The sequence below is a fragment of the Arhodomonas sp. KWT genome, from assembly GCF_010993615.1.
The window spans coordinates 1-23,030 of sequence record NZ_WNXE01000032.1; the positions used below are offsets into that span (position 1 = coordinate 1).

At 73.1% G+C, this 23,030-nt stretch carries 19 protein-coding genes and 1 pseudogene; 11 read left to right on the forward strand and 9 right to left on the reverse strand.

The features are described from left to right. Positions 1-125 precede the first annotated feature (125 nt). The gene (locus G7A99_RS07840; protein WP_018716733.1) at positions 126-512 is read left to right on the forward strand and encodes a hypothetical protein; all 387 of its coding nucleotides are present in this window, start codon (positions 126-128) and stop codon (positions 510-512) included. Between the two features lie 40 nt (positions 513-552). Here G7A99_RS07840 and G7A99_RS07845 read toward each other — a convergent pair whose 3' ends face one another. Next, entirely contained in the window at positions 553-957 is a 405-nt protein-coding gene (locus G7A99_RS07845) for a fibronectin type III domain-containing protein (protein ID WP_163139391.1), read from the reverse strand. Positions 958-1,162: 205 nt separating this feature from the next. Then, complete coding sequence (gene xth, locus G7A99_RS07850; RefSeq protein WP_163139392.1) at positions 1,163-1,930, reverse strand: exodeoxyribonuclease III; 768 nt, start codon at positions 1,928-1,930, stop codon at positions 1,163-1,165. 150 nt (positions 1,931-2,080) lie between these two features. Between xth and G7A99_RS07855 the strand changes: the two genes are divergently transcribed. The 10 genes from G7A99_RS07855 (at position 2,081) to G7A99_RS07900 (ending at position 13,754) form a co-directional block, all read left to right on the forward strand. Continuing rightward, the gene (locus tag G7A99_RS07855) at positions 2,081-3,652 is read left to right on the forward strand and encodes an ABC transporter substrate-binding protein (protein ID WP_163139393.1); all 1,572 of its coding nucleotides are present in this window, start codon (positions 2,081-2,083) and stop codon (positions 3,650-3,652) included. 54 nt (positions 3,653-3,706) lie between these two features. Beyond that, entirely contained in the window at positions 3,707-4,663 is a 957-nt protein-coding gene (locus tag G7A99_RS07860; RefSeq protein WP_163139394.1) for an ABC transporter permease, read from the forward strand. Continuing rightward, on the forward strand, positions 4,644-5,465 hold the full coding sequence (locus tag G7A99_RS07865) for an ABC transporter permease (RefSeq protein ID WP_018716728.1): 822 nt from the start codon (positions 4,644-4,646) through the stop codon (positions 5,463-5,465). Before G7A99_RS07860 ends, G7A99_RS07865 begins: the two co-directional genes overlap by 20 nt. Continuing rightward, positions 5,462-7,411: an ABC transporter ATP-binding protein gene (locus G7A99_RS07870; protein ID WP_163139395.1), complete on the forward strand. Its 1,950-nt coding sequence runs from the start codon at positions 5,462-5,464 to the stop codon at positions 7,409-7,411. Before G7A99_RS07865 ends, G7A99_RS07870 begins: the two co-directional genes overlap by 4 nt. Before the next feature lie 130 nt (positions 7,412-7,541). Continuing rightward, positions 7,542-8,315, forward strand: coding sequence for a phosphonate ABC transporter ATP-binding protein (gene phnC, locus G7A99_RS07875; RefSeq protein ID WP_163139396.1), 774 nt, complete (start codon positions 7,542-7,544; stop codon positions 8,313-8,315). 32 nt (positions 8,316-8,347) lie between these two features. After that, a complete protein-coding gene (gene phnD / locus G7A99_RS07880; protein WP_205599771.1) occupies positions 8,348-9,181 on the forward strand; it encodes a phosphate/phosphite/phosphonate ABC transporter substrate-binding protein in 834 nt (277 codons plus the stop codon). Positions 9,182-9,183: 2 nt separating this feature from the next. Further along, positions 9,184-9,984 carry a phosphonate ABC transporter, permease protein PhnE gene (gene phnE, locus G7A99_RS07885; RefSeq protein ID WP_163139398.1) on the forward strand — a complete coding sequence of 267 codons (801 nt, stop codon included), beginning with the start codon at positions 9,184-9,186 and terminating at the stop codon, positions 9,982-9,984. Between the two features lie 35 nt (positions 9,985-10,019). Further along, positions 10,020-10,988, forward strand: coding sequence for an NAD(P)-dependent oxidoreductase (locus G7A99_RS07890; protein ID WP_240466176.1), 969 nt, complete (start codon positions 10,020-10,022; stop codon positions 10,986-10,988). After that, on the forward strand, positions 10,982-11,842 hold the full coding sequence (locus G7A99_RS07895; RefSeq protein WP_163139400.1) for a LysR family transcriptional regulator: 861 nt from the start codon (positions 10,982-10,984) through the stop codon (positions 11,840-11,842). Before G7A99_RS07890 ends, G7A99_RS07895 begins: the two co-directional genes overlap by 7 nt. Positions 11,843-11,978: 136 nt before the next feature. Then, positions 11,979-13,754 (forward strand): chloride channel protein, encoded by a 1,776-nt coding sequence (locus G7A99_RS07900; protein WP_163139401.1) that lies wholly within the window; start codon positions 11,979-11,981, stop codon positions 13,752-13,754. A 9-nt stretch (positions 13,755-13,763) separates the two neighbouring features. Here the strand turns inward: G7A99_RS07900 and recD are convergent, their stop codons facing one another. The 7 genes and pseudogenes from recD to G7A99_RS07935 all read right to left on the reverse strand — a co-directional run. After that, the gene (gene recD / locus G7A99_RS07905) at positions 13,764-15,635 is read right to left on the reverse strand and encodes an exodeoxyribonuclease V subunit alpha (protein WP_163139403.1); all 1,872 of its coding nucleotides are present in this window, start codon (positions 15,633-15,635) and stop codon (positions 13,764-13,766) included. Continuing rightward, positions 15,635-19,228, reverse strand: a complete 3,594-nt coding sequence (recB, locus tag G7A99_RS07910; RefSeq protein ID WP_163139405.1) for an exodeoxyribonuclease V subunit beta — start codon at positions 19,226-19,228, stop codon at positions 15,635-15,637. Before recB ends, recD begins: the two co-directional genes overlap by 1 nt. Positions 19,229-19,251: 23 nt before the next feature. Further along, complete coding sequence (locus G7A99_RS07915) at positions 19,252-20,208, reverse strand: hypothetical protein (RefSeq protein WP_163139407.1); 957 nt, start codon at positions 20,206-20,208, stop codon at positions 19,252-19,254. A 7-nt stretch (positions 20,209-20,215) separates the two neighbouring features. Further along, the gene (locus G7A99_RS07920; RefSeq protein WP_163139409.1) at positions 20,216-21,424 is read right to left on the reverse strand and encodes an aminotransferase class I/II-fold pyridoxal phosphate-dependent enzyme; all 1,209 of its coding nucleotides are present in this window, start codon (positions 21,422-21,424) and stop codon (positions 20,216-20,218) included. Next, on the reverse strand, positions 21,425-21,676 hold the full coding sequence (locus G7A99_RS07925; protein ID WP_018716716.1) for an acyl carrier protein: 252 nt from the start codon (positions 21,674-21,676) through the stop codon (positions 21,425-21,427). It lies immediately after the preceding gene. 8 nt (positions 21,677-21,684) lie between these two features. After that, complete coding sequence (locus G7A99_RS07930) at positions 21,685-22,620, reverse strand: NAD(P)-dependent oxidoreductase (protein ID WP_163139411.1); 936 nt, start codon at positions 22,618-22,620, stop codon at positions 21,685-21,687. A gap of 9 nt (positions 22,621-22,629) precedes the next feature. Beyond that, positions 22,630-23,030: pseudogene (locus G7A99_RS07935) on the reverse strand (fatty acyl-AMP ligase); the annotation flags it as partial.

The window sequence follows — 23,030 nt, forward strand, 5'->3', positions numbered from 1 at the left end:
TACTGCAACGTCGTCGTCCCCTGCCGTGCGCGAGAGTCACGATACTGCCTGCTCGCGCTATTGCCTGTCACCGTTGCTTGACCATACTGGGGCAGGGATCAGGCACAAGGAACGCGGGAGAGACAATGACAGAAGAAGACACCACGCAGCCCGACCGCGGGGGCGCGGAGCCGCTCGTGCCGGAGGGGGATACCGGCAAGGTCCGGGTGATCTACATCCTCTACCTGGTGGCGCTGGTGCTCGGTGTGACCGGGCTGATCGGCGTGGTCATGGCCTATATCTATCGCGACGGAGCCCCGGAGTGGCTGCGCAGCCACTACACGTGGCAGATCCGGACCTTCTGGATCGGCCTGGGGCTGTCGTTCATCGGCATGATCACCTCGTTGATCCTCATCGGCTGGCTGGTGCTGCTGTTCACCGTGATCTGGCTGATCGTGCGCTGTGTGAAGGGGATGCAGTGGCTGGAGCGCCGTGAGGCGGTGCCGGCACCCACCGACTGGTGGTTCGGCTGAGCCCGGCCGGCACGCCGCCCGGCGTGCCGGCGCGAGCCGGTCAGTTGATCTGGACGCTGACCGGGTCGGACATCGCGCTGAGGCGGTTGCTGTCGTCGTAGGCCTGCAGCGCGATGTAGTAGCTGCCCGACGACAGTCCCTCGATGGTGTAGGACTGCTGGTAGGGATCGCTGATGTCCACTTCCTGGCTGTAGTCGCCCGGGCTGGTGCCATAGTAGACACGATAGCCGGCGAGCTGCGACATCGACAGCGCGGAGCCGTCCTCCCGCTCCGTCGGGGCCTGCCAGGAGATGGTAATGGCGGCATCTCCGGTTACCGGTGCCGCCGGCGGACTGTCGCTGCTACTCGAGCTGCCGCCGCCACCGCCGCCCCCGCAGGCGGTCACGAAGAGGGAAACACCGAGAACGAGTGCGGCCAACCGGCACACGCGTAAGGTGCGGGACATAGTAGGTCCTCCAGCACGCCGGCTCACGCCGGGTGCAGTCGTCGCTGGGGTGATCGCGGCGGAACGCTCCCTCCCCCACCCCCGGGGACCGCTGCCGCTTGGAAGCCCGGATTAGGCCAGCACCGCCGGGTCCCGGGCGAGGACCTGTGTCACACTAGCGGGTCCCGGTTTCCGGAACCCCGATGGGTGGCAGGTTGTTGATTACTCAGGGCGTGAACTCCGCCACGACCGGGGCGTGATCCGATGGACGTTCCCAGCCGCGGGGGTCGCGGTCCACGTAGCTCGCGCTCAGCCGTTCGGTCAGCCGGGGGGCGGTGAGGATGAGGTCGATGCGCAGCCCGCGGTTGCGGCGGAAGTTGTTCATCCGGTAGTCCCACCATGAGAAGGTCCCCTCGGGGTGGTCGAAGCGGCGGAAGCTGTCGCTCAGCCCCAGGGCGGTGAGCGCCGCCAGGGCCTCGCGCTCCGGGGTGGAGCACAGCACCTGCTCGTGCCATGCCTCCGGGTCGTGGACGTCGTGGTCCTCCGGGGCGATATTGAAGTCACCCACCACCGCCAGCTCGTCGTGGGTCTCCAGCTCGGCGGCGAGCCATTCACGCAGATGCGCCAGCCAGGCGAGCTTGTAGTCGTACTTCTCGTCGCCCACGGCCTTGCCGTTGGGTACGTAGAGATTGACGAACCGGGTGGAGCCGACGGTGGCGGCGAGGACCCGGCGCTGGTGATCCTCGAAGCCGGGGATGTCGGTGACCACGTCCGTCACCGGCTCACGGGCGAGGACGGCGACGCCGTTGTACGTCTTCTGCCCGGAATAGGCGACGTGGTAACCCGCGGCCTCGATCTCGGCGGCCGGGAAGTTCTCGTCGGTGAGCTTCGTCTCCTGCAGCCCGAGGATGTCCGGCCGGGCCTGGCCCAGCCATTCCAGCACCTGGGGCAGACGGACCTTGAGGGAGTTGACGTTCCAGGAGGCGATCTTCATCAGGCTTTCCCCGGCGGCTGGGTGAACGGCGCGAAGAGCTTACTAACCTTCGCGGCGGCGACGCCACCTCCCGGACGGGCCGGTACGGGTGAATCCGCTCCGGCGATCCGTTAGAGTCGGGCGGAACACACCCACCGGGGAGAGGATGCCGTGGCGGATCGCGACAGCACGGGGGGCGCGCCCCTCATCGACCGGCGTCGCCGGCGACTCATCCAGGCCATGGGGCTGGCCGGTCTCGGGGCCGGCACGGTGGGGCTCTGGTCCGGCGCCCTGAGGGCCGCGGCGGACGGCGAGCCCCGGCGCGGCGGCACCCTGCGGGTGGCCCTGCCCTCGGTAAAGACCATCGACCCCCTGAAGGTGAGCAGCGGCGGCGGCATCGCCGCGATCCAGCAGGTGGGCGAGTACCTTGTCTGGGCCGAGGACGACCTGTCCCTGCGCCCGGTCCTCGCCACCGACTGGCAGGCCGCTGACGGCGGCCGCCGCTGGACGTTCGAGCTGCGCCGGGGCGTGCGCTTCCACGACGGCCGCGAGATGACCAGCGCCGACGTGGTCGCCACCTTCCGCCGCCTCGTCGACCCGGACAACCCCACCGCTGCCGCCTCGCAGCTGCCGTTCCTGCGACCGGAAGGGGTGTCGGCGGACGGCGACTACCGCGTGGTCTTCGAGCTGGACCAGCCGGTGGGGCGCTTCCCCTATTACACCCAGACCTACAACGCCATCATCCTGCCGGCGGACTTCGACGGCGATTTCGCCGCCAACCCGGTGGGCACCGGCCCGTTCCGCCTGGTGGACTACACCCCCCAGGAGTCCGTGGTCTTCGAGCGCAACCCGGACTACTGGGACGCCCCGCGGCCGTACGTCGACCGCGTCGAGTGCGACATCTACGGCGCCGCCCAGCCGCAGATCCTCGCGCTGCGCGGCGACGAGGTGGACATGATGCTCCTCGCCGGCCCGGTGGACGCCAAGCCGCTGTTCGAGACCGCCGGGGTGGAGGTGCTGACCACGCCGTCGGCGATGACCCGCCAGCTCACCATGCGCACCGACCAGCCGCCCTTCGACGACGTACGCGTGCGCCGCGCGGTGGCGCTGGCCATCGACCGCCCGACCATGGTGGAGACCCTGCTCGGCGGGCGGGCGGACCTCGGCAACGATCATCCCGTCGCCCCGATCTACCCGGAGAAGGTGTCGGTGGCGCAGCGCGAGCGCGACGTGGCCGAGGCCCGGCGTCTGCTCGCCGAGGCGGGCCATGCGGACGGCTTCGAGATCGACCTGTACACCGGCCGGTTCGTGGAGCTGCCCCAGTACGCCGTGCTCGCCCAGCAGATGCTCGCCGAGGTGGGTATCCGCGTGAAGATCAATGTCGAGCCCCTCAACGTGTACTACGGCCACTGGACGGAGGTCCCCCTCGGCCTCACGGACTGGACGGCCCGGCCCACAGCCGGGCAGATCCTCGCCGCCGCCTTCCGCGGGGACGCCGAGTGGAACGCCCCGCACTGGCGGAACGACGAATTCGACCGGCTGCTCGACGAGTTCGAGGCGAGCACGGACGAGGCCGAGCGCAACGATCTGGCGACCCGCCTTGCGCAGATCCTCCACGACGAGGTGCCGGCGGTGATCACCTACTTCCCCAACGCCCTGCGCCCGGTGCGCAGCCGCGTCCGCGGCGTGAGCGCGCACATGTCCAACTACCTGGACCTGCGCGGGGCCTGGCTGGCGGGATAGGGCGCCGGGGCGCAGCGTGACACGCATGCCCGACACCGCGCCGGGGAGGCGCCGGTGACGCGGTTCGTCCTCCGGCGGCTGCTGCTGCTCGGGGTGACGCTGCTCGTCGCCTCGGTGCTGATCTTCCTGATGACCTCGGTGATGCCGGGCAACGTCGGGCGCATCGTGCTCGGCCCGTTCGCCAGCGACGCCTCGGTCGCCGAGCTCAACCGCCAGCTCGGCCTCGATCAGCCGGCGGTGCTGCGCTACCTCCAGTGGCTCGGCGGCGTGCTCACCGGCGACTGGGGCCGCTCGCTGACCCTGGACACCGACGTGCTCCCCCTTGCGCTGGCCCGGCTCGGGCGCTCGCTGCTGCTCGCCGGCTACGCCCTGGTGTTGCTGGTGCCGGTGGCCATCGCCGCCGGCGTGGCCGCGGGGCGCCGGCCCGGCGGCTGGTTCGACCGGGTCGCCTCGGTGGTCGGGCTCACCTTCGGCGCGATGCCCGAGTTCGTCACCGGGGTATTCCTGATCGTGGGGCTGGGCGTGGGGCTCGGCTGGCTGCCGGTGCAGGCGCTGCCGGACGAGGGGGCCGGGCTGCTGACGTGGCTGCGCCACCTCCTGATGCCGGCGCTGGCGCTGGTGCTGCTGCTGTTCGCCTATCTCTTCCGCATGGTGCGCACCGGCATGCTCTCCGAGCTGGCGGCGGACTACACCCGCACCGCCGTGCTCAAGGGCCTGCCCCGGCGGCGGGTGATCCGCCACCACGTGCTGCGCAATGCGCTGCTGCCGACGATCACCGTCATCGGCGCGCAGCTCGGCTGGCTGGTCGGCGGGCTCGTGGTGGTGGAGACGCTGTTCCGCTACCCGGGCATCGGCAGCCTCATGGAGTACGCCGCCTCCAACAAGGACGTCCCCCTGCTCGCGGGCTGCGCGCTGCTCATCACCGGTGTGTTCGGCCTCGCCAATCTGGCCGCGGACGTCGTCTATGCCTGGCTCAACCCGAGGGTGCGCCATGCCCTGGCGGGTGCTTGAGCCCCTGCGCCGCTCGCCGGCGCTAGCGGTCGGGCTGGCGATGGTCGCGGCGTGGCTGGTCACCGCCGCGGCGGCGCCGTGGCTCGCGCCGAGCGGGCCGACGGTGAGCGACTACGGCGCACTCAGTCAGGCGCCGTCGGCGGCGCACTGGTTCGGCACCGACGAGTACGGCCGCGACGTGCTCTCGCGGGTGCTCTTCGGCGGGCGCTACGTGCTGCTCATCGCGCCGGCGGCGACCCTCATCGGCCTCGTCCTGGGGGCGGCCATCGGCATGAGCGCGGCCTACTTCGGGCGCTGGGTGGACGAGGTCATCATGCGGCTGCTGGATGCGGTGATGGCCTTCCCCATCGTCATCCTCGCGCTGCTGGCGCTGACCATGCTCGGCGGCTCCACCGGCAACGTGGTGCTGGTGATCGGGCTGGTGTTCGCGCCGCTGATCGCGCGCACCGCGCGGGCCGCGGCGCTGGTGGAGGTGCGCCGGGAGTACGTCCAGGCCGCGCGGATCCGCCGCGAGGGGCCGCTGTACGTGCTCGCCGTGGAGGTCCTGCCCAATATCCGCGGCCCGCTGGTGGTGGAGGGCACCATCCGCCTCGGCTATGCGGTGTTCACCTCGGCGACCCTGGGCTTCCTCGGCCTCGGCGTGCAGCCGCCGGCGCCGGACTGGGGCCTGATGGTCGCGGAGAACCGGGCGCTGCTGACCAGCGCGCCGTGGACGGTGCTGTTTCCCGCCGGGGCCATCGCCTTCGTGGTGGTGGGCTTCTCGCTCATGGCCGACGGCCTGCGTGACCTGGAGGGCCGGTGAGCGCGCCCGTCCTCGCCTTCGACGGCCTGTCCATCGCCTACCGGCGCCGCGGGCGCTGGCACGAGGCGGTCTCGGACGTGGACCTGGCCATCGCGCCGGGCGAGGCCTACGGCCTGGTCGGCGAGTCCGGCTGCGGCAAGTCGACGCTCGCGATGGCGGCGATGGGCTATCTCCCGGACAACGCCCGGGTCAGCGCCGGCGGCATCCGCATCGCCGGCGAGGACCTCGCCGCGCTGGACGCCGAGGGTCTGCGCCGGCTGCGCGGTGGCACCGTGGCGGCGGTCTACCAGAGCCCGGGGACGGCGCTGAACCCCGCGCTCACCGTCGGCGAGCAGATCGCCGAGGTCTACCGCCTGCACCGCGGGTTCGGCCACCGCGCGGCGTGGGACGCCGCCGCGACCATGCTTGAGCGTGTGCAGATCCCCGACGGTCACCGCGTGCGCAACAACTACCCCTACCAGCTCTCCGGCGGCATGCAGCAGCGGGTGGTGATCGCCATGGGCCTTGCCGGCGATCCGGACCTGCTCGTGCTCGACGAGCCCACCACCGCCCTGGACACCACCGTGCAGGCGGAGATCCTGGCGCTGTTCGAGGGCCTGCGCGCCGAGCTCGACGTGGCGCTGCTGTTCATCAGCCACAATCTCGGCGTGGTCCAGGCGGTGTGCGACCGGGTCGGGGTGATGTACGCCGGCGAGCTGGTGGAGGAGGGGCCGGCGGAGACGCTATTCCACGACCCGCGCCATCCCTACACCGCCGGACTGATCGCCTGCATCCCGGACTTCGACGCCGCCGGGCGGCCGCTGCGGCCCATCCCCGGCGCACCGCCGGAGCCCGGCGAGCGGCCGGCGGGCTGCGTGTTCGCGCCCCGCTGCCCGGTGGCGCGGGACGACTGCCGGGGCACGCGCCCGCCGCTGGCCGCGACCGGACCGGGGCGCGCCAGCCGCTGCCTGTACCCGGACGACACCCCGGCGGTGGACCGGGGCGCCGGGGCGGCCACGGGGACCCACGCCGGCGGGGGCACCGGCGACGCCGTGCTCCGGGCCGAGGGGCTGCACCTCACCCTCGGCGGCGTGCCCATCCTCCGGGACGTCGACGTGACCCTGCGCCGCGGCGAGACCCTGGCGCTGGTGGGCGAGTCCGGCAGTGGCAAGACCTCGCTGGCCCGGGTGCTCACCGGCCTGGCACGGCCCCGTGCCGGTACCGTGAGCCGCAGCGGGCGCGGCGGCGCGGCGGTGCAGCCGCTGCAGATGGTCTTCCAGTCGCCGGACGGCACCCTCAACCCGAGTCACCGCATCGGCTTCATCCTCGCCCGTGCCATCCGGCGTCTCGCCGGCCTCGGGCGCCGTGCCGCCCGCGAGCGCGTGCCCGGGCTGATGCGCGCGGCGGCCCTCGACCCGGCCCTCGCCCGGCGCCGGGGCGGCCAGCTCTCCGGCGGCCAGCGCCAGCGGGTCGCCATCGCCCGGGCCTTTGCCGGCACGCCGGACGCGGTGGTCCTGGACGAGCCTACCTCGGCGCTGGACGTCTCGGTGCAGGCGGCGATCCTGGAGCTGCTCCGCGGCCTGCGCGACCGCCAGGGCGTGGCCTACCTGTTCATCACCCACGACCTCGCCGTGGTCCGTCACCTGGCCGACCGGGTGGCGGTGATGTACCTGGGCGTGATCGTCGAGGAGGGCCCGGCGGACGCGGTCCTCGGCGGCCCGTGCCATCCCTACACCGAGGCCCTGATCGCCGCCGTGCCCCGCGGCCGCCGCCGTCCCTCGCGTCCGCGCCTGACCGGCACCAACCCGGGCCCGGCGGCGCGGCCCGCCGGCTGCCCCTTCCATACCCGCTGCCCCCACGTCATGGACATCTGCCGCACCGAGATCCCGCCGCGGCGCGAGCCCCATGCCGGTCACGGCGTCCACTGCCACCTGGAGACCCCCGCGCTGCCGCGCCCCGCCGGCTGACCCCTTCGCATCCCACCGTCACGGAAACATCATCCGCGCTTAAGCACGCCGTCACCCCGGACGTCCAGCCTGTTCGACGTTTTCGTTGATCGCGCCATCGCGATCGGGTTTTTCGAACACGGAGGCGGCGATGATCCACACCGAATCGCTGGCGATGACCTATCCGGGCGGGGTGACCGCGCTGACCCCGACCTCGGTGCGTTTCGAGCGCGGGGCGGTGACCGTCCTGCTCGGGCCCTCCGGGGCCGGCAAGTCCACCCTGCTGCACTGCCTCAACCGGCTGCGCGCGCCCACCGGGGGGCGCGTGGTCGCCGACGGGGTCGGGCCGCTGGAGGACGCGGCGGCCATCCGCCGACACCGCCGGCGCACCGCCATGATCTTCCAGCAGCACCAGCTCCTGCCCCGGGTGAGCGTGCTGCGCAACACCCTGATCGGGCGTCTCGGCCACCACGGTTTCTGGCGCAGCACGCTGCCCCTCCCCGCCGGTGAGCGCCGGCTGGCGCTGGACAGCCTCGAGCGCGTAGGCCTGCTGGACAAGGCCCTGGTGCGGGCCGACCAGCTCTCCGGCGGCCAGCAGCAGCGGGTGGGCATCGCCCGCGCGCTGACCCAGCAGGCCGAGCTGGTGCTCGCCGACGAGCCGGTGGCGAGCCTCGATCCCGGTGCCTCCCGCCAGGTGCTCTCGCTGCTGCGCGACGTCTGCACCGAGCGCGGTCTCACCGCCGTCATCAGTCTCCACCAGGTCGAGTACACCCGCGAGTTCGCCGACCGGGTGATCGCCCTCGCCGACGGCGGGGTGGTCTTCGACGGCCCGCCGACGGCGCTCGACGACGATGTCCTCTGCCGGGTCTACGGGCCCGGTGCGGTCGCGGACCTGCGGCGCGACGCCGCCGGTGCCGCGGCCTGATCCCTCCCCCAACCCAAGGAGATACCGCCATGATCCGCCGACTTTCCGCCCTGCTCGCCGGCCTCGTGCTCGCCGGCTCGGCCCATGCGGCCGGCGCCAACCCGGATACGTTGCGCGTCGCGCTGCTGCCGGACGAGTCGCCCCAGACCATCATCAAGGAGAACGAGCGCTTCCGGGACTACCTCGCCGAGCGCCTCGACAAGGACATCGAGCTGGTGGTGACCACGGACTACTCGTCGATGATCGAGGCGGCCCGCTTCGGCCGCATCGACCTCGCCTATTTCGGGCCCCTGTCCTACGTCCTGGCCCGCCAGCACGGCGCGGACCTGGAGCCGTTCGCCGCCAAGCGCAAAAACGGCGAGACCACCTACCGCTCGGTGCTGATCGGCAACGTCGCCGCCGGCGTGAGCGAGCTCGACGACGTCGCCGGCAGGCAGGTGGCCTTCGGTGACCCGGCCTCCACCTCCAGCCACCTCATCCCCAAGAAGGTGCTCATCGACGCCGGCGTGACCCCGGACGACTACAGCGGCAACTTCACCGGCTCCCACGATGCCGTGGCCACCGCGGTGCAGAACGGCCACGCCCAGGCCGGCGGGCTGTCCAGGCCGATCTTCGAGTCGCTGGTGGAGCGCGGCGTGATCTCCAGGGACCGCGTGCAGGTGATCACCTACTCCAAGCCCTACCCGCAGTATCCCTGGGTGATGCAGACCTCGCTGGACGACGACCTCAAGGCGCGCATCCGCACCGCCTTCCTGGAGGTGGACGACCCGGAGATCCTCCGTCCGCTGGGCGCCGAGGGGTTCGCCGCGATCAGCGATTCGGACTACGACGTGGTCCGTGACCTGCTGCCGCTGCTCAAGAAGTAGCCATGAGCGAGCGTTCCCACGACGCCATCCTCGCGACGGAGCGCGCCCGCCGGTACCGTGCCGGCGGGGCGCTCCTCGCCCTCCTGGCGGTGATCGCGGTCGCCGGCCACTACGTCGGGGTCTTCGACGGTGCCCGGCTCGCGCAGGGGGTCCCGGCGCTGCTCGAGCTCATGGGCAACATGCTCCCGCCGGATTTCACCGGCTGGCAGGACTGGATCGCGCCGCTGATCGACACCCTGGCCATGAGCGTCGCCGGCACCGCCATCGCCGTGATTGCCTCGGTGCCGCTGGCCTTCTGCGCGGCGCGCAACACCACGCCGTCGGCCGCGCTCTACCATGGCACGCGCAACCTGCTGAACTTCCTGCGCACCGTGCCCGAGCTGATCATGGGCATCCTGTTCGTGGCCGCGGTGGGCTTCGGGCCGCTGGCCGGCGTGCTGGCGGTGGGACTGCACTCCATCGGCATGGTGGGCAAGTTCTTCGCCGAGACCGTGGAGCACGCCGACCCGGCGCCGATCGAGGCGGTCCGTGCCACCGGCGCCGGCCCGGCGCAGGTGATCTGGCACGGTGTCCTGCCCCAGGTGCTGCCCCGGTTCCTGGATGTCTCCGTCTACCGCTGGGAGTACAACTTCCGCGCCTCGACGGTCATGGGTCTGGTGGGGGCCGGCGGCATCGGCTTCGAGCTGATCGGCAGCCTCCGCATCCTGGCCTACCGCGAGGTCTTCGCCATCCTGCTCGTCATCCTGGCCACCGTGATCGTCGTCGACGGCATCGGCTCGGCCCTGCGCCGGAGGATCCAGTGACCGACCGACCCCTCGCCGTATTCGCCCAGCGCCCCATGCCCGAGACCGTGCAGCGCCTCGGCGACGGCATCGCCGTATGCTGCAACACCACCGATGCCGCCTGGCCCCCGGAGCGGCTGCGCGAGGCGGCCGCCGGGGCGGACGCCCTGGTCGCGTTCATGACCGAGCGCGTCGACGCCGCGCTCCTCGACGCCTGTCCCCGGCTGCGTATCGTCGCCGGTGCCCTCAAGGGCTACGACAACCTCGACGTCGACGCCTGCACCGCCCGCGGGGTCTGGGTGACCACCGTGCCGGACCTGCTCACCGTGCCCACCGCCGAGCTGGCCCTGGGACTGATGATCGGGCTCGGCCGCCACCTCCGCGAGGCGGACGCCCACGTGCGCAGCGGCGCCTTCACCGGCTGGGGGCCGCGGCTCTACGGCACCGGGCTGGCGGGCAGCGTGGTGGGGATCATCGGCATGGGCGCCATCGGCCGGGCGATCGCCCGCCGGGTGCGCGCCTTCGATGCCGAGGTCGTCTACGCCGACCCGCAGCCCCTCGATGCCGCGGATCCCCTGACACCGGGGTGCGAGCGCCTGCCTCTGGACGAGCTGCTGCACCGCAGCCGCTTCGTGGTCCTGGCCGCACCGCTCACCGCGGCCACCCTCCACCTCATTGACCGGGAGCGGCTCGCGTTGATGCGCCCGGACGCACTGCTGGTCAATCCCGGCCGCGGCTCGGTCGCCGACGAGGCGGCGGTGGCGGAGGCCCTCGATACCGGCCGGCTCGGGGGCTACGCCGCGGACGTCTTCGAGATGGAGGACCTCTCCCGCGCCGACCGTCCGGCGGCCATCCCCGGGGCACTGCTGCGCCACCCGCGGACGCTGTTTGCGCCGCACCTGGGCTCGGCGGTCACCGGGACCCGGCGTGCCATCGAGGCCCACGCCGCCGACAACGTCCGCCGCGTGCTCGCCGGCCATGCGCCGGCGGACGCGATCAACGACCCGAGGGGGCATGGATGCTGAACCTGCGCTACGTGGCGACCTTCCTGGCGGTGGTGCGCACCGGCAGCCTCCGCGGCGCCGCCGCGGAACGGGGGCTCTCGCCGGCGACCGTTTCCCACCAGATCCAGCGGCTGGAGGCGGATATCGGCGCCCCGGTGCTGCTCCGTGGCGCGCGCTGCCGGCCGAGCCCGGTGGGGGCGCGGCTGCTGCCCCACGCGGAGTCCCTGCTGCGGGTCAACGCCCGCGCGATGGCGGCGGTCGCCGACCCGCAGCTCCACCTGGGTGCGGCCTCCAACATCGGCATCTACCTGCTGCCCCCGGTGCTGCGTCGCCTGCGTGAGGGTGAGGCGGCACCGGCGTGCGCGGTCAGCGTGGCGGACAACGCCACCGTCACCGAGCGCCTGGAGGAGGGGGCGGTGGACCTGGCGCTGCTGGAGACCTGGCAGGCGCGTGCCGGTTTCGACGCCGTGTGCTGGCGCGACGAGCCGCTGGTGGTCATCGTCCCGCCGGGACACCCGTGGGCGCTGCGGCAGCGCATCACCGCCGACGAGCTGGCCGGCAGCCGGCTGCTGGCGGGGGAGCCGGGCACCGGTACGGGGCGTCTGCTGCGGGCGTTCCTGGCGCGCTGCGAGGGCGGGCCGGCGATCGCCGGCGAGCTCGGCAGCACCGAGGCCGTCAAACGCGCGGTGGCCCACGGCGAGGGGATCTCGCTGGTGCTCGCGGGCACGGTGGACGAGGAGGTCACCGCCGGCCGGCTGGCCGCCATACCGCTGGCCGGTCCCGGGTTGAGCAAGCCGCTGTGGGCCGTGTGGCGCCGCGGACACGCGGTGCCGGGACGCGACGCGGTGCTCGCCTCGCTGCAGCATGCCGCCTGAATCGCTGCGCTCCCCCGCCTGAATCCACGGTCGCGATATGCAATGATGAGGGCACATGCACGCCGCGGCGTGTGCGGCGCGGGCGGTGTATCCGCGTTGCACCCGCGGCCAGGTCCCCGGGAGGAGCAGCGCGACCATGAACGACGACACCCCCGCCCCGTCAGCCGGGCCGGCGACCGGGCAGCGCCCGCTCTCCGGTGCATGGATGTTCGTGCTGGCCCTGGTGGTGGGGGCCTTCGGGGGGTTCGGCTCCATCGTCTTCAAGGGCGCGATCGCCTTCTTCCAGAACCTCTTCTTCCTCGGCCGCTTCGACGTCCATCTCCAGCCGGATACCCATATCGACCCGAGCATCTGGGGCTGGGGGGTGATCTTCGTGCCCGTGGTCGGGGCGATCATCGTGACCTGGATCATCCGCACCCTGGCGCCGGAGGCACGGGGCCACGGGGTGCCGGAGGTGATGCACGCGATCTATTACCATGGTGGCGAGATGCGCCCCATCACCGTGGTCGCCAAGGCCATCGCCTCGTCCGTGTCCATCGGCACCGGCGGCTCGGTGGGCCGCGAGGGCCCGATCATCCAGATCGGCTCGGCCTTCGGCTCGACCCTGGGGCGGTTCCGCAACATGCCGGCGCGCCAGCGCATCGTGCTGGTCGGCGCGGGCGCGGCGGCGGGCATCGCGGCGACCTTCAACGCGCCGCTCGGCGGGCTGGCGTTCGCCGTGGAGCTGATGCTGATCTCGGTGACCGCGCTCAACGTGGCCCTGGTGGCGAGCGCCACGGTCGCGGCGACCTACATCGGGCGGCTGTATTCCGGTATCGGGCCGTCGTTCGAGATCCCCAGCGTGGAGCTGTTCGCCGACCACGCCATCGGCTCCTACCAGCTCCTGCTGTGCGTGCCCTTCGGGCTGCTGGTGGGGCTGGCCGCGGCGGGCTTCGTGCACTCCATCTACTGGTTCGAGGACCGCTTCGAGTCGCTGTTCCACAACGACTACCTGCGGCACATGTCGGGCATGTTCGTGCTCGGGCTGATGATGTACGGCTTCCTGTGGTATCTCGACGAGTACTACATCGCCGGCGTCGGCTACGCGACCATCCTCGACGTCCTCCGCGAGGTGCTCACCAACCCGCTGCTGTTGCTGCTGCTGTTCGCCGGCAAGCTCATCGCCACCGGGCTGACCCTGGGCTCCGGGGCGTCCGGCGGCGTGTTTTCGCCGTCGCTGTTCCTGGGGGCCACCCTGGGGGCGTCGTTCGCCGACGGTCTCCAGTGGCTGGTGCCGGGGCTGCAGATCGATCCGGTGGTCTTCGCGATCGCGGGCATGGCCGGCATGGTGGGGGCGACCACCTCCGCGGTGGTCACCGCCATCGTGATGATCTTCGAACAGACCCGGGACTACTCGGCGATGCTGCCGATCATCACCGTCGTGGCCCTGGCCTACGTGGTGCGTACCCGGATTACCGCGGAGAGCATCTACACCCTCAAGCTCGCCCGCCGCGGCCTGGGTATCCCCCAGGGGCTGCAGGCGGCGGTCTCGCTCTCGCGCAAGGCGCGCCGGGTGATGAATCCGGACTTCCAGGTCATCGACCTCGATGACCTGCGCCAGTGGCAGGAGGAGCACGTGCCCGGCGAGGGTCCGCGCTACACCGTGGTGGCGAAGGAGGGCCAGCTCTACGGCCTCGCCCGCGAGGACCTGCGCTACGTCATGCGCGACCGCGAGCTCTCCGAGCTGGTGGACACGCGCTTCATCGTGGTCCCGCCCACCACCCGCTGGCCGGTGCTCATGCGCGCGATCAAGGAGGGTGGCCACGAGGTCGTTCTGGTCGCCCGCGGTCGTGCCAGCCGGGACCTGCTCGGCGTGATCACGCCCCGGGAGATCGCGCTCACCGTGCGCGACGCCGCCGAGCTGATGGACTGAGCGGGCGGCCTAGTCCCCGCCCGGCCCGGCGGCGTCCGGTGCATGCGCCCGCAGCGCCGCCGCCAGGCCGGAGGCCCGCCGGGTCGGGCGGTGGCTGACCGCCTCCCGCAGCACCGCGGGATCGCCCCAGACCGTGGCGTGCCGGCGCGCCCGGGTCAGGCCGGTGTAGATCAGCTCGCGGGTGAGCACCGGCGTGGGCTCGTCCGGCAGGATCATCAGTACCCGCTCGAACTCCGAGCCCTGGCTCTTGTGCACGGTCATGGCGTAGACGCACTCGTGGGCGGGCAGGCGCTGGGGCGCGAAGTCGCGCACGCCCCCGGCGGCGTCGGGGAAGTGCGCCCGCAGTCCCTCCGGTGTGCGCCAGACCACGCCGACGTCGCCGTTGGCGAGGCCGAGGGCGTAGTCGTTGCTGGCGACCATCACCGGCTGACCGTGGTACCAGCGCTCCAGCGCCGTCGGCCCAAGGGCCTCGCGTATCGCGTGGTTGACCGCGTTGACCCCGAAGGGCCCGTCGCGCAGGGCGCAGAGCACGCGCAGCGCCCCCAGTGCGCTCAGCGCGTCCGCCGGCGTCGCCTCGCCGGCGATCCCCCGGAAGAAGGGCACCACGGCCTCCGCCAGCGTGGCGGGCAGGGCGGTGGCGTCCACGTGACGGTGGGCGAGCTCGCCGTCCGCGACATCGTCCGCCGCGGTGAGCAGCGCCGCCGCGGTCTCCCCCTCGCCGTCGCGTACCGCCCGGGCCAGGGTGCCGATGCCCGGCGGGCCGTCGGCGGTGTCGCGGAACCGCCAGCTCCGGTAGAGGAAGGCGACGCCGTCGGCGAGGGGCGAGGCGGTCGCCGTGCCGGCGGGCAGGGCCTCGCCGGTGACCGCCGCCAGCCAGTCCCGCATCCCCGGCGAGTAGCCCTCCGCGCCGCTGCACAGGTCGCCGAGCACGGCGCCCGCCTCCACGGAGGCGAGCTGGTCGCGGTCGCCGAGCAGCACCAGCCGGGCGCCCGGGGGCAGGGCGTCCACCAGCCGTGCCATCAGGGGCAGGTCCACCATGGAGGCCTCGTCGACCAGCAGCACGTCCAGGTGCAGCGGATTGTCGGCGTCGTGGCCGAAGCGGGCGCGGTCCGGCCGGGCCCGCAGGAGCCGGTGCAGGGTGACCGCCTCCCGGGGGATGGCCTCCAGCACTGCCGGCGACTGCAGCGCCGCGTCCCCGGGCAGGCTCGCGGTGATGGACTCGGTCAGCCGTGCCGCGGCCTTGCCGGTGGGTGCGGCGAGGCGGATGCGCGGCGCCGAGCCACCGGCCAGGCCCTGCTCGGCGAGCAGCGCGAGCACCCGGCTGACCGTGCGGGTCTTGCCGGTGCCCGGGCCGCCGGAGATCACCGTCACGCCGCGCCGGACGGCGACGGCGGCGGCCACCCGCTGCCAGTCCACGCCGTCGTCGGGCCGCGGGAACAGGCGCTCCAGCCCGTCCCGGAGCAGGGCGTCGTCCACCGGGTGGTCGTGGCCGGCGAGGGCCACGAGCCCGTGGGCGAGGTCCTGCTCGAAGCACCAGTAGCGGCGCAGGTAGAGCCGGTCGCCGTCGAGCACTAGCGGTGCGAGGCCGCCCGGGGGCTGCACCGCCGGCGAGGCCTGCAGGGCGTCGCGCCACGCCGCCAGTCCCGGTGCGGCGATCCCCGGGCCCTCCGCGGCGGCGTCGGCGAACAGCGTGCGCCCGGCGTGGCGGGCGAGGTCCACGCAGATGTGGCCCTCGCCGAGCTGCTGGCTGGCGAGGGCGGCGGCGGCGAGCAGGGCGTCGTCGCCGCCCTCGCCGGCGAGCCCGGCGACGAAACCGGCGAAATGGGCGTCCAGCCGGCGCAGTGTCCGGGCATCGACGGCGGCGCGCAGGCGCGGGTCCATCAGGCGGCCTCCGTGTCGCCGCTGAACAGGGCGTCCAGCCGCTCGATGAGCGCACGCGGCGGGCGTTCGCGGTACACGCCGGTCGCCGGGCCCTGTGCCGGCGTCATGCCGCGGAGGAAGAGGTAGCGCACGCCGCCGAAGTGGCGGTCGTAGTCGTAGTCCGGCAGCCGGCTGCGCAGGAAGCGGTGCACCGCCAGGGCGTAGAGGGCGTACTGGAGGTCGTAGCGGCTGGCGGCCACGGCGCGGGCCAGGCGCGCCGGGGTGTAGGCCGCCGCGCTGCCGCCCAGGTGGTTGGACTTGTAGTCCACGACGAAGTAGCGCCCGTCATGCTCGAAGACCAGGTCGATGTAGCCCTTGAGCATGCCCTGCAGCCGCCCGAAGGTGAGCGCCGGGCGGCGCCCGTCGCCGACCTCGGGGAGCGCCTCGTCGAGCTCTGCGGCGCCCACGTCCCGGACGGGGAAGAAGAACGCCAGCTCGTCCAGGCGCTGGCCGCGGTCGAGGGCGCTGAGGGTGACGCCGCTGTCGTCCAGCGGCGTGGCCAGCACGCCGCTGAGGTGGCCGGTGACCGTGGCCGCCCAGTCGCGGTCGAAGCCGTAGGCGGGCAGTAGCCGGGCGACGTGGCCGGCGAGGTCGTCCGGGTCGGTAAAGTCCGCGAGCTCCAGCACCCGGTGGAAGAAGGTGCCCGCCCGGGCGCCGCGGGGGAAGGCGTGGATGCCCTCGCCGGGGGTGTCGGCCGCCGCCGGCTCCGCCTCGTCGCCGGCGTCGTGGTCCGGCTGCTCGATGAGCTGGCCGGCATGGCTGGTGAGCAGACCGCTGTAGCTGCTCAGCCGCCAGCCCTGGCGGACATGGCCGTCCAGCGCCAGGGCCTGTCCGCGCCCGGGCGGGCCCACGGCGGCCGGTGTGCCGGCGTCGCCGCCGCCGTCGTCCAGGGCGGTCACCGTGACGATGCCGCCGTGCTCCGCCTCCAGGGCCTCCCACGGGGCGCGCAGGGCGGCGTCGTCGTCGGGGAGCTCGGCCACCGGGGGCGCGCCGTCCGGGTCCGGCGGCGGGAACAGCAGGTAGGCGAGGCCGGCATGCTCGCCGTCGTTGTAACGGCCCCAGGCAAGCTCGCAGCGGTGCGAGGCGCGGGTGAGGGCGACGTAGAGCAGCCGCAGTTCCTCGGCCATGGCCTCGCGGTAGGCCTGGGCCCGGTGGGCGTCGAGCTCGGCGGAGCCGAGGTCGAGCACGAGCTCGTCGTCGCCGGGGTGGAACAGCGGCGCCGCCGCGTCGTCCGGGGCGCGTCCGAGGGCGATGAAGGGCAGGAGGACGACCGGGTACTGCAGCCCCTTGCTCTTGTGGATGGTGACGATCTTCACCAGCTCGGCGTCGCTCTCGAGCCGCAGCTCGGCGGCCTCGCCGGCGGCGCCGGGGTCGTCGAGCTGTTCCTGGAACCAGCGCAACAGGGCGGTCACGCCGTAGTGCTCGGTGGCGGCCTCCTGGAGCAGCTCGCCGAGGTGGAGGAGGTTGGTCATGCGCCGCTCGCCGTCCGGCAGCGCGAACACCCGGCGGATCATCCCCTCCTCGTGCATGAGCGTGTGCAGCATGGGCAGCACGCCGCGCCGGTCCCAGCGCTCGCGGTAGCCGGCGAAGCGCTCCAGGCGCGCCTCCCACGGCGGGCCGAGGCGCAGTGCCTCGTGGAAGTCCGCGGCGGAGAGGCCGATCAGGCGCGTGCACACCGCCGCGCGCAGCAGGCCCTCGTCCTCGGGCTCGGCGACGGCGTGGAGGATGTGGCCGAGCTCCCGGGCCTCCTCGGTGGCGAATACGCTCTCGCGGCTGTGGTGGACGCTGGCCACGCCGCGGGCGTCGAGGGCGCTCTTCACCGCCTCCGCCTCGCTGTGGCTGCGCACCAGCACGGCGATGTCCCGGGCGCGCAGGGGCTCGTCGCCGAGCCGGGCGCGGCCCGCGTCGGCGCTGGCGAGCATCCCGGCGATACGCGCCGCGCAGGCCCCGGCGAGGCGTTCCCGGGCGCGGCCCTTGGCGATAGTGCGTTCCTTCTCGCCGCGCTCGTGGAACCACACCCGCAGGCCGGTGGGCGTGGCGCCGTCGATGGTCAGCGGGCGCTCGTCGGCGCGGCCGGCGGCGGTGACCGCCGGCAGGTCGATGCCCTGGTCGAAGATGAAGCGCCGCGGGTTGCGCCGGAACAGGGCGTCGATGCCGCGGACCAGGCTGTCGGTGGAGCGCCAGTTGGTGGCCAGGGTGAAGCGGCCGCCGTCCGCCGGTGTGCCCCGGCGGGCACGCAGGTAGGTGAAGATGTCGGCGCCGCGGAAGCTGTAGATGGCCTGCTTGGGGTCGCCGATCATGAACAGCCCGCAGCCCTCGCGGCCGGCGTAGATGCGCTGGAAGATCGTGTACTGCTCCGGGTCGGTGTCCTGGAACTCGTCGATGAGAGCCACCGGATGGCGCCGGGCCACGGCGTCGGCAAGGGCGCTGCCGTGGGGCCCGCGCAGCGCGTCCGCCAGGGTGGTGAGCAGGTCGTCGAAGGAGAGCACCTGCTCCGCGCGCTTGCGCTCGCGCAGCCCCTCACGCAGGCAGTCGAGGGCGTCGTGGAGCACCTGGATGCGCCGGGCCCCGGCGAGCTCGGCGGCGAGCGCGGCCAGCTCGCCGCAGGCGTCGAACAGGGGGTGGGCCGGCGGTTCGGTGCCGCGGCGGGCCGCGGCCTTGAGCACGTGGCCGGCCTGGGTCTGCGGGGTGAGCAGCTCGAACCCCGCGGGCAGCGGCAGGTGCGGGGCGTCGAACCACGTCGCCCACAGCGGCCGGAGGGCGGCCAGCCGGTCGGCCCGGTAGGCGCTGGCCGAGGCGCTCAGGACCTTCGATGCGGCGGCCTCGTGGAGCCGGGCCACGGCCTCGTCGCCGGCCTCCCGCCACAGCCCTGCCGCGCGCGTCGCGGTCGCCTCGAAGCGTTGCTCCAGCGCGGCCAGGGCGTCGTCGTCCGGCTCCGGGATCACGCGCAGGCGGTGGCGGTCGAGATAGCCCTTCACCGCGGCGAGCAGCGCCTCGGGCGTGGCCCACTCGGAACGCACCCAGCGGGCGTAGGCCTCGGAGCAGCCGTAGAAGCGGCGGCGCCAGAAGTCCTCGGCGAGGGCGCGGCGCAGGTGGTGCTCGTCGGCGATGAACTCGGCCCGGAACAGCGAGCCGCTCTCGAAGGCGTTCTCGCGCAGGGTGCGGTGGCAGAAGCCGTGGATGGTGTGGATCGGGGCCTCGTCCATGCGTGTGAGCATTTCCGAGAGCCGCCGGGCGCAGTCGGCGTGGTCGTCGCGGCGGGCAAGCAGCCCCTGCAGCACCGGGTCGTCTCCGGGCGCCTCACCCGCCGCGAAGGCGTCCGCGGCCCCGCGCAGGCGGCGGCGGATGCGCTCGCGCAGCTCTTCGGTGGCGGCCTCGGTAAAGGTGACCACCAGGATGTCGCGGAGGTCGAGGTCGCGACCGAGCGCCGGCTCGGCGTCGAGCAGCAGGCGCAGGTAGAGCGCGGCGATGGTGAAGGTCTTGCCCGTCCCGGCGCTCGCCTCGATCAGCCGCAGCCCGGACAGGGGAAAGGTGTCGATGTCCAGCGCGTGCATGGGCGCGATCCCGTGAAACGCCGTCAGCGTAGCACGCCCCGGCGCAGCAGTCGCCAGAGCACGCCCCAGCCGAAGATCAGGGGGTGGTGCCGTACCCGGGGGGAGAGCTCGACGCGCTCGCCGGTGTGGCGTTCGAGCTTCCAGGCGGCGTAATCCAGGCCACCGTCGAAGGTGGCGCTGGCCTTGGCGAGGCGCAGTATCGACAGGGCCGCCCCCTGGAGGCGGCGTGCGCGCCAGGCCGTGCGGGCGCGGAGCCGGCGCCAGGGCCCGGCGGTGCAGTGGTAGCCGCTGCCGGACGGGTCGCGGCGCAGCCGGCCGTCGAGCCGGGGCAGGGCCGCCTCGGTCAGCGCCCGGTAATGGTCGCGGTCGTGGTCAACGAGCCCGCGGACGCGGTCCGGGCGCTCGGGGCGGAGCTCGGTGGCGTAGCTCAGCGCGAGCCCGCGGGCCCATAGCCTCTCCGCGTCGAAGGTGCCGGGGAGCATCGGGGCGGTCTCGTCGATGAGGCGTGGCACGGCCCGGGCGAGCAGCGCGGTGATCGCGCCGGCGGCCGCCCGGTCGCGCCGGTAGGCGAGCACCGCCGGCTGGGCGAAGCGGCCCCAGACGTAGGGGTGGAACCAGCGCCCGATGCCGCGGGCGAGCTGACGGCGGGAGAGTACGGCGTATTTGGCACGAAGCGTGCGCCCCTCGTGGCGTTGCTCCAGGTAGAACACGCTCGGCGGCAGCGCGGCGGTGACCGGAGCCAGCCAGCGGCGCCCGAAGGCGCCGCGGTAGCCGTCCACGATGGCGTAGAGGTCGATCAGCCCGTCCGCCGGGTCGACGTCGCGCAGGCAGGAGCCGTAGGCGATCACGGCCAGGAGGTTGTCGCCGAGGCGTTCCGCGAGCGCGTCCGCGACGGCTGCCACCGCCGCCGGCGGGGGGCGCTCCAGCCGACCGGCGACCAGCGTCTCGAGCGCGTCGCCCCCCTCTGCGGCCACGGTCATGGCGGGGTCAGCCCCGTCCGCCGGCGCGCTGTGCGCTCCCGTCCTCGGCGAGCGAGGCGAATGCCTCGCCGATCCACTCGATCTGCTCCGGGGTGTGCGCGGCACTGACGCTGCAGCGCACGAGGGACTTGCCGTCCGGGGTGGCCGGTGGGAACACGAGGTTCACGTAGACGCCGTTCTCGAGCAGGCCGTGCCACAGTGCCAGCGCCTCCTCGCGGGTGTCGAGCAGCACCGCCACCACCGGGCTGAGTTCCGGGCCGACCCGGTAGCCGGTATCGGTGAGGCTCCGGTAGAGTGCGTCCGCGTTGTCCCACAGGCGCTCGCGCAGCTCCGGGCGATCGCGCAGCTGGCGCAGCGCGGCGCGGGTGGAGGCGATCACCGACGGCGACGGCGAGGCGGTGAAGATATAGGGGCGGCTCGCGTAGCGTACCTGCTCCAGGGCCTCGTGGTCGCTGACGCAGAACCCGCCGATGCCGGCGAGGCTCTTGCTGAAGGTGCCGACGATGAAGTCGACGTCCCCGCCGACGTCGGCGTAGGCGGTCACGCCCTCGCCCTGAGGGCCGTAGACGCCGAGGGAGTGCGCTTCGTCCACCATCAGGTAGGCGCCGTAGGCGTGCTTGAGCGCGGCGATCTCGGCGAGCGGCGCGGTGTCGCCGAGCATGCTGTAGAGCCCTTCGACCACGATCAGCGTGCGCGAGGCGCGCTCACCGAGGCGCTTGAGGCGTTTCTCCAGGCTTGCCGTGTCGTTGTGGCGGAAGCGCACCATGTCGGCGCCGCTCAGGCGGCAGCCGTCGTAGATGCTGGCGTGGCAGTCCGCGTCGATGAGGATCACATCACCGGGCCCGGCAAGGCTGGAGAGCATGCCCAGGTTGGCCTGGTAGCCGGTGGAGAACACCATCCCGTGGGCCTTGCCGTAGAAGTCCGCGAGCTCCTCCTCGAGGAGCCGGTGACCGTCGTAGCTGCCGTTGGCCATGCGTGAGCCCGTGGTCCCCGTGCCGTGCTCCCGCAGCGCCGTCTCGGCGGCACTGACACACTCCGGCTCGAAGGTGAGGCCCAGGTAGTTGTTGGTCCCGGCGAGGATGACCCGGCGGCCGTCGATACGGGCCTCGGTGGGGGAGAGCACCGACTCGATCGGGGTGTCGAATGGATCGATGCCGGTGGACAGCAGCGCCTCGCGCTCGCGGCGCAGCGTGTCGAACTTGTCCAGCAGGGCCATTCAGGCGTCCTCCTCAAGGGTCTGGATCAGGGCGGCGAGCTGGCCGGGGGTGCGGATGTCGGCCAGGGCGTTGACCGGGACGACGACGTCGAACTCGTCCTCGATCTGCATCACCAGGTCCATGACGTTGACGGAATCGAGGCCGGCGTGACTGAGCAGATCGGTGTCCTCCCCGATAGTGACGTCCTCCTCGGCGAGCGTGCGGATCTGCCCGGTCAGGGTTTCCAGTATCTGTTGATAGCTGTGGTTCATGGGGACCTTCAGCAGTCGTGGTGCGCCAGGCACGTATCGGTGCCCGGGCGCAGGGCATCGGCCAGACGGATGCTCGGGCGCCATCCGGTGGCCTCGGTATAGCGCGCGATGTCGCAGCGCCAGTCGGGGTGGCGGAGTTCCTGGACCTTGCCCGGCGTGAGCATCGGCGCGTAGCCGAACGCCCGGGCGAGGGCCAGATTGACCGATGCCACCGTGTACAGGGCGAACCCCGGCAGCGGCACCCGCCAGACCCGGTGTCCCAGGGCAGTGCCGGCGATCCGCGCGATGTCGCCCCATCCGTAGCCGTCCGCGGTGCCGTCGTGCAGCTCGAACAGCCCGCGCGGCGGCTGGGGCTGGGCGAGCCAGCAGCGGATCGCCGCGACCAGGTCGCGGACGTGGAGCAGCGTTATCCGCGCGTCCAGGCGGCCGGGTACCGGCAGTATGCCCCGGTTCATGGCGTCGAAAAGCGGCTGCATCTCCCGGTCGCCGGGGCCGTAGACCGCGGTCGGTCGCAGGATGGTCCACGGCATCACGTCCGCGTTGCCCGTCAGGCAGTCCTCGGCCAGGCGCTTGCTGTGTGCATACCACGACAGACCCGGCTCACGCGCGGCCAGGGACGAGAGCAGCAGGAAACGCGGCCACGGCCGGCGCCGTGCCGCGGCGTGCACCAGCGTCGCGGTGCCGCCGGTGTTGACCGTCTCGAATGCCCGTGCCGAGGCACCGCGTACAGTACCCGCGCAGTGGACGACCGCGTCCGCCCCGTCGACCAGGCGCTCGGCGGCGGCCTCGTCGCGCACGTCGCCCTGCAGCCACTCGGTGCCGTCGCGTACCGGTGCGCTGCGGTGGGCAAGGGCACGGACGTGCCAGCCATCGGCGAGCAGGCGCCGCCGGAGCGCGGAGCCGATGAAACCGGTGGCGCCGGTGAGCGCGACGGTGCCGGACATCGCCGGGGCTCAGCTCCCGGTCTGCGCCGGTTCCGGCGCCCGCGCCGCCTGCCGGGCGAGGTAGTCCTGGCGGGCGCGGGAGCGCGAGAGCTTGCCGGAGGAGGTGCGCGGCAGTGTGTGCGCGCCGACCAGGTCCACCTCCGGGGAGACGCCGAAGTGCGCCTGCACCCGTGCCTGGACCCTCGCGCGCAGCTCGGTGCGCGCCTCGCTGCCGGTCAGCCGGCACTGCAGCACCAGCACCACGCGCTCGCCCCCGTCGTCGTCGACGGCGAAGGCGCTGACGTCGCCGGTGCGCACGTCCGGTTCCCGTTCGACGGCCTGCTCCAGGTCCTCGGGCCAGAGGTTGCGCCCGTTGATGATGATGAGGTCCTTGTGCCGGCCGGTGATCACCAGCCCCTGCCCGCCGAGGT

Coding starts and splice junctions, on each gene's coding strand:
- G7A99_RS07840 (WP_018716733.1), top strand. CDS start 126: ATGACAGAAGAAGACACCACGCAGCCCGACCGCGGGGGCGCGGAGCCG.
- G7A99_RS07845 (WP_163139391.1), bottom strand. CDS start 957: ATGTCCCGCACCTTACGCGTGTGCCGGTTGGCCGCACTCGTTCTCGGT.
- xth (WP_163139392.1), bottom strand. CDS start 1,930: ATGAAGATCGCCTCCTGGAACGTCAACTCCCTCAAGGTCCGTCTGCCC.
- G7A99_RS07865 (WP_018716728.1), top strand. CDS start 4,644: ATGCCCTGGCGGGTGCTTGAGCCCCTGCGCCGCTCGCCGGCGCTAGCG.
- phnC (WP_163139396.1), top strand. CDS start 7,542: ATGATCCACACCGAATCGCTGGCGATGACCTATCCGGGCGGGGTGACC.
- phnE (WP_163139398.1), top strand. CDS start 9,184: ATGAGCGAGCGTTCCCACGACGCCATCCTCGCGACGGAGCGCGCCCGC.
- G7A99_RS07890 (WP_240466176.1), top strand. CDS start 10,020: ATGCCCGAGACCGTGCAGCGCCTCGGCGACGGCATCGCCGTATGCTGC.
- G7A99_RS07895 (WP_163139400.1), top strand. CDS start 10,982: ATGCTGAACCTGCGCTACGTGGCGACCTTCCTGGCGGTGGTGCGCACC.
- G7A99_RS07900 (WP_163139401.1), top strand. CDS start 11,979: ATGAACGACGACACCCCCGCCCCGTCAGCCGGGCCGGCGACCGGGCAG.
- recD (WP_163139403.1), bottom strand. CDS start 15,635: ATGGACCCGCGCCTGCGCGCCGCCGTCGATGCCCGGACACTGCGCCGG.
- recB (WP_163139405.1), bottom strand. CDS start 19,228: ATGCACGCGCTGGACATCGACACCTTTCCCCTGTCCGGGCTGCGGCTG.
- G7A99_RS07915 (WP_163139407.1), bottom strand. CDS start 20,208: ATGACCGTGGCCGCAGAGGGGGGCGACGCGCTCGAGACGCTGGTCGCC.
- G7A99_RS07920 (WP_163139409.1), bottom strand. CDS start 21,424: ATGGCCCTGCTGGACAAGTTCGACACGCTGCGCCGCGAGCGCGAGGCG.
- G7A99_RS07925 (WP_018716716.1), bottom strand. CDS start 21,676: ATGAACCACAGCTATCAACAGATACTGGAAACCCTGACCGGGCAGATC.
- G7A99_RS07930 (WP_163139411.1), bottom strand. CDS start 22,620: ATGTCCGGCACCGTCGCGCTCACCGGCGCCACCGGTTTCATCGGCTCC.